Source organism: Streptomyces soli (assembly GCF_003999195.1).
Lineage (GTDB): Bacteria > Actinomycetota > Actinomycetes > Streptomycetales > Streptomycetaceae > Actinacidiphila > Actinacidiphila soli.
Window position 1 is genome coordinate 1 of sequence record NZ_RJVR01000015.1, and the last position, 4,737, is coordinate 4,737.

4 protein-coding genes are annotated in these 4,737 nt (G+C 71.1%); 3 read left to right on the forward strand and 1 reads right to left on the reverse strand.

Going from position 1 to position 4,737, the window contains the following annotated elements; genetic code table 11:
- Positions 1–1,390 (forward strand): DUF5691 domain-containing protein (locus tag EFK10_RS00785; protein WP_127353864.1); only part of this gene is annotated, 1,390 nt, incomplete at its 5' end.
- Positions 1,391–1,419: 29 nt separating this feature from the next.
- Here EFK10_RS00785 and EFK10_RS00790 read toward each other — a convergent pair.
- The gene (locus EFK10_RS00790) at positions 1,420–1,833 is read right to left on the reverse strand and encodes a cobalamin B12-binding domain-containing protein (RefSeq protein ID WP_127353865.1); all 414 of its coding nucleotides are present in this window, start codon (positions 1,831–1,833) and stop codon (positions 1,420–1,422) included.
- 251 nt (positions 1,834–2,084) lie between these two features.
- Between EFK10_RS00790 and EFK10_RS00795 the strand changes: the two genes are divergently transcribed.
- Together EFK10_RS00795 and EFK10_RS00800 are read left to right on the forward strand one after the other, a co-directional pair.
- Positions 2,085–2,909: an esterase/lipase family protein gene (locus EFK10_RS00795; RefSeq protein ID WP_127353866.1), complete on the forward strand. Its 825-nt coding sequence runs from the start codon at positions 2,085–2,087 to the stop codon at positions 2,907–2,909.
- Between the two features lie 144 nt (positions 2,910–3,053).
- Positions 3,054–4,292 carry a peptidoglycan DD-metalloendopeptidase family protein gene (locus EFK10_RS00800; RefSeq protein WP_240676891.1) on the forward strand — a complete coding sequence of 413 codons (1,239 nt, stop codon included), beginning with the start codon at positions 3,054–3,056 and terminating at the stop codon, positions 4,290–4,292.
- Positions 4,293–4,737: the final 445 nt, after the last annotated feature.

Genomic DNA, 4,737 nt, shown 5'->3' on the forward strand with positions numbered 1-4,737 from the left:
GGGGCTGCGGCCGGCGGAAGCGGGGCCGCGCCCGAGGCCCGCGCCGCCGGACCCGCGGACCGCGCTGCCGGAGCCGGCGAGAAGGCGGCTGGCCCTCCTCCTGGCCGACCGTAAAGGCAGCGGCACCGGCGGAGCCGGCCGCAGGCGCAGCGCCGAGCCGAACCTCGGGGAGCTGCTGCCTCAGTGGCTGGCGGCAGCGAATGCCAAGGGGTACGCGGCTCCACCGGCGCTACTGCCGGCGCTGCTGGACGCGGCCCGGGCCCGTACGGACCTGCGCGGCGACGCGCTCACCCTGGCGGGCCCCCGGGCCCTGTGGCTGGCGGAGCTGAACCCCGACTGGAGGTTCGCACTGCGCGTCGGCGCCACGGGCCTGGAGCCGACCACCGAGAAGTGGGAGGAGGGCCTGTTCACGGAGCGCGTCGCGCTGCTCGGCCGGCTAAGGGCCCGCGACCCGGAGCAGGGCCTGGCTCTGCTGCGCGGCACCTGGGCGACGGAGCGGGCGGAGGACCGGCTGATGTTCGTGGACGCGCTGCGCGACGGGCTGTCCCCGGCGGACGAGCCGTTCCTGGAGCAGGCGCTGTCCGACCGCAGCCGCAATGTCCGGGCGACGGCCGCCGAGCTGCTGTCCGCGCTGCCCGGCTCGGCCCTCGCCGCCCGGATGGCCGAGCGGGCCCGCAGCTGCGTGGCCCTGGCCCCGGAGGGCGACCGCATCACCGTCGAGGCGCCGTATGCCTGCGATGCCGCGATGGAGCGGGACGGCATCCTGCCGGTCCCCCCGGCGGGGCGCGGGGAGCGGGCGTGGTGGTTCGGGCAGCTGGTGGACGCGACGCCACTCGCGACCTGGCGGGAGCGCTTCGGCGGCCGCACGCCGGAGCAGATCATCGCGCTGCCCGTGGCCGACGAATGGCAGGGCGACCTGCACGCGGCCTGGTGCCGGGCGGCCGTGCGGCAGCAGGACGCCGCCTGGGCGCGGGCGCTGCTGGGCCGGGCGCCGATCGGCGACCCGGCGAAGCTGCTGGCGGTGTTCCCGGAGGGGGAGCGCGCGGACTGGGTCGCCGGGTTCGTCGACTCGCACGGGCTCTCCGAGGCCTTCCAGATGCTCGCCGTCTGCGCGGTGCCCTGGGCGGAGCCGCTGGGCAGGGCGGTGGTCGACGCGCTCGACATCGCCCGGGACGCGGGCAGCTACCCGTGGAGCTTCAGCGGCGTCATGGGCCTGGCCGAGCGCTGCCTCGACCCCGCCGAGGCCGACCGCGCCACACCGCTCACGGCCATACCGGACGAGCCCGCCGACGCGACGCCCGGCGCCGGCACGTACTGGGCCGAGGCCTTCCAGCGCCTCGTCGGCACGCTCAGGCTCCGCGCCACGATGCTCGGCGAGCTGTCCGCGTGAGGACCGTGAGGACGCGAACCCCGTGAGGATTACGCCCCGGCCGGCTGCCGCACATTCGCCCGGACCCACTCCACGGCGGCCGTGGTCGGCGTACCGGGGGTGAAGATCTCGGCGACGCCGAGCGCCTTGAGCGGCGCAATGTCCGCCTCGGGGATGATTCCGCCGCCGAAGACCTGGATGTCGGCCGCGTCACGCTCCCGGAGGAGGTCGATGACCTTGGCGAAGAGCGTCATGTGGGCGCCGGACAGAATCGAGAGCCCGATCGCGTCCGCGTCCTCCTGGATCGCGGTATCGACGATCTGCTCGGGCGTCTGGTGCAGGCCGGTGTAGATGACCTCCATGCCGGCGTCCCGCAGGGCCCGCGCGATGACCTTGGCCCCGCGATCATGGCCGTCGAGCCCCGGCTTGGCCACCACCACGCGGATCGGACCGGACACTCCCATCACTGCCTCCATGGACGATTCCAGCGCTCAGCGGGCCCAAGCGTGAACGAACGTTATCGCCAGCATCCCGCCCCGGACAGTTTTACGACACGCGGCGAGGGGGAAATCACATAGTGGGACACGAAACATGTTGGCAACGCGTTGGGCCCGCAGACGGCCCCCGTTCAGACGGGGGCCCGGCGCGGGCTCGAGCGTTCTTCGGCACACGGGGGACAGGGACAGTTCCCGGCGTGCCGCACGGGAGGTAGGCCATGGACGTCCTGTCTTTCGGAGCCGGGGAGCGCCTGCTGCGTCACGCGGCGTACCTACGAGCCGCCGCCGTCGAGATCGCCATCCTGACCGGGCATCTCTTCCTCTACCCGACCGGGATCCTCCAGGAGCGCGAGCTTCTGCTGGTCGAGGAGGAACTCGGCCCGGACGAACCGACCCACATCCCCACCGCAGGGGTCGCGCACCCGCCCGTTCTCCTCATGCACGGCTTTGTGGACAACCGTTCGGTTTTCGCGCTGCTCCGCCGTTTCCTCCGGCGAAACGGCTGGACCCACGTCCAGGCGCTGAACTACTCCCCCCTCACCTGCGACATCCGCGCCGCCGCCGCCCTGCTCGGCCGCCATATCGAACATGTCTGCGAGCGCACCGGCCACACCCAGGTGGATATCGTCGGCCACAGCCTCGGCGGCCTGATCGCGCGCTATTACGTCCAGTGCCTGGGCGGCGACGCCCACGTCCGCACCCTCGTCACCCTCGGCACCCCGCACACCGGGACCCGGGCCGCGCCGCTCCTCAACCCGCACCCGATCGTCCGGCAAATGCGGCCGAATTCCGAACTCATGGACGAACTGGCAAATCCCGCCCCCGGCTGCAGGACACGCTTTGTCGCTTTCTGGAGCGACCTGGACGAAATGATGAATCCCATCGAATCGGCCCGTCTCGACCATCCGGATCTCATCGCCCGAAATGTGCACATCGCTGGAATCGGACATCTGACCATGCCCGTCCATGCGGCCATCGCGGCCGGTATCCGGGAGGCGCTGGTGGGCGAGGAGCTTGCCTCCGGCGCTGCTGACGCGGCCTGACAGGCACAGAAACGTCCCAGCTCCTCGAAACCGTATCGAACACAATGCATTGCGGGTCAGGAAACCTGCCGAAGATTGTCCCGTCGCCCATAGGGGAGATACAGTCGCCGCTAATTCTCCTGCTGCCCAGGCGAAAGACAAGCGGTGAACGATCCCGACTACACCACCTACGGGTACGACAGCGGCTACTCGACCGCCTCATACCAAACCGTGGGTGCCGTGTATGCGGACGACCCACTCTTCGGGGCGATGCCCCAGGCGCCCGGCAGCTACCCGGACAACGGCTACGGCCAGAACTGGGACAGCGGCGCATACCAGGCCTACCCCGAATACCAGCAGTACCCGCAGTACGAGCACCCGCAGCAGTACCCCGAGCAGTACTTCCAGCCCGTGCCCGGTATCCCGGTGCAGTACGAACCGGAACCTCATCCGGAACCCGAGCCCGCGTACGCGTACGAGCCCCCCGAAGCCCAGCTCGACCCGGCCCCCGAGCCGGACCCGGAACCCCGGTCGGACCCGGAACCCCGGTCGGACCCGGAACCCCAGTCGGCGCCGGAACCCCAGTGGGCGCTGGAACCCGAGCCGGAACCCGAGCTCGACGACCCCGAGCCGGAAATCCTGCTGCCGCCCAGCGCGGCGCTCCCCGGCCCCCGCAGCGCGAACCGCAACCGGCGCCGCCGCCCCGCGAAGCGTTCCGCACTGCTCACCGTCGCCTTCCCCTCGGTCGCTGTCATGGGCGTCGCGGCCTGCGCCGCCGCCACCGTGACCAGCAACAGCACCGGCGTCGGAACCACGACGACCCAGGCCGACGCTGCCACCAGCACCGTCACCACCAAGCTCGACCAGCAACTGGCCGGGGTCAGCCGGGACGCGAACGACTTCGCGGACCGCGCAAGCCGCACGCAGGAGCGGATCGACCTCAAGGAACGCCAGACGGCGGAAAAGAAGAAGAAAGAAGAGGAGGCCGCCGTCAAGGAGGCCGCCCGCCCCAAATACCTGCTCCCGGTGACGCAGAAGGGCCTCAGCGCCTACTTCGGCCAGGCCGGCGTCAACTGGATGTCGGTCCACACCGGCATCGACTTCCCGGTCAGCTACGGCACCCCCGTGATGGCCGCGACCGACGGCACCGTCCGCACCCAGTGGAACAGCTCCTACGGCAACATGGCCATAGTGACCTCCCCCGACGGCACCGAGACCTGGTACTGCCACCTCAGCAGCACCAAGATCCGGTCCGGCTCGGTCAAGGCCGGCGACGTCATCGCCTACTCCGGCAACTCGGGAAACTCCACCGGCCCGCACCTCCACTTCGAGGTGCGCCCCAACGGCGGCGCCGCCATCGACCCGCTGCAGTGGCTGCTCAACAAGGGCCTCGACCCCCGCTGAGCCAAAGCCAAAGCCACAACAGCTAAGACTCATCCCGTATTGGTGTGGGATGCCGTTTCCGTTCCGGCGTGACCTGGTGCCTGTGGTACCGGGTCGCGCTGGCGTGCTGTTCCGGCGTGGGCCTTGTGCCGCGTGGTTGCGGGTCGGGTCTCATCCGGGGTGGGCACGTTACGGGTGGCGATGTTTTGCCGAGCAGAGGCCCGCTGCCCGGGAACTAGGGTTCCGGGCTGGTGGGCTGCCGCGTGGGCGCGGCCCCGGGTGGGGCGAGCGCCTCGCTGCGGTTGACTCGACAGGGCCTCTTGCAGCCCTGGGGAGAACACGATCTGAGTGTTGCGCGCCTGGACAGCGTCCAGACGCGCGGTGGCTGGGTCGTCGGGGTCGGTCAGGGTGGTGTGTGCGGCGAGCGCTGCGGAGACCAGGTCACGGTCCGCGGCCAGGCCGCACG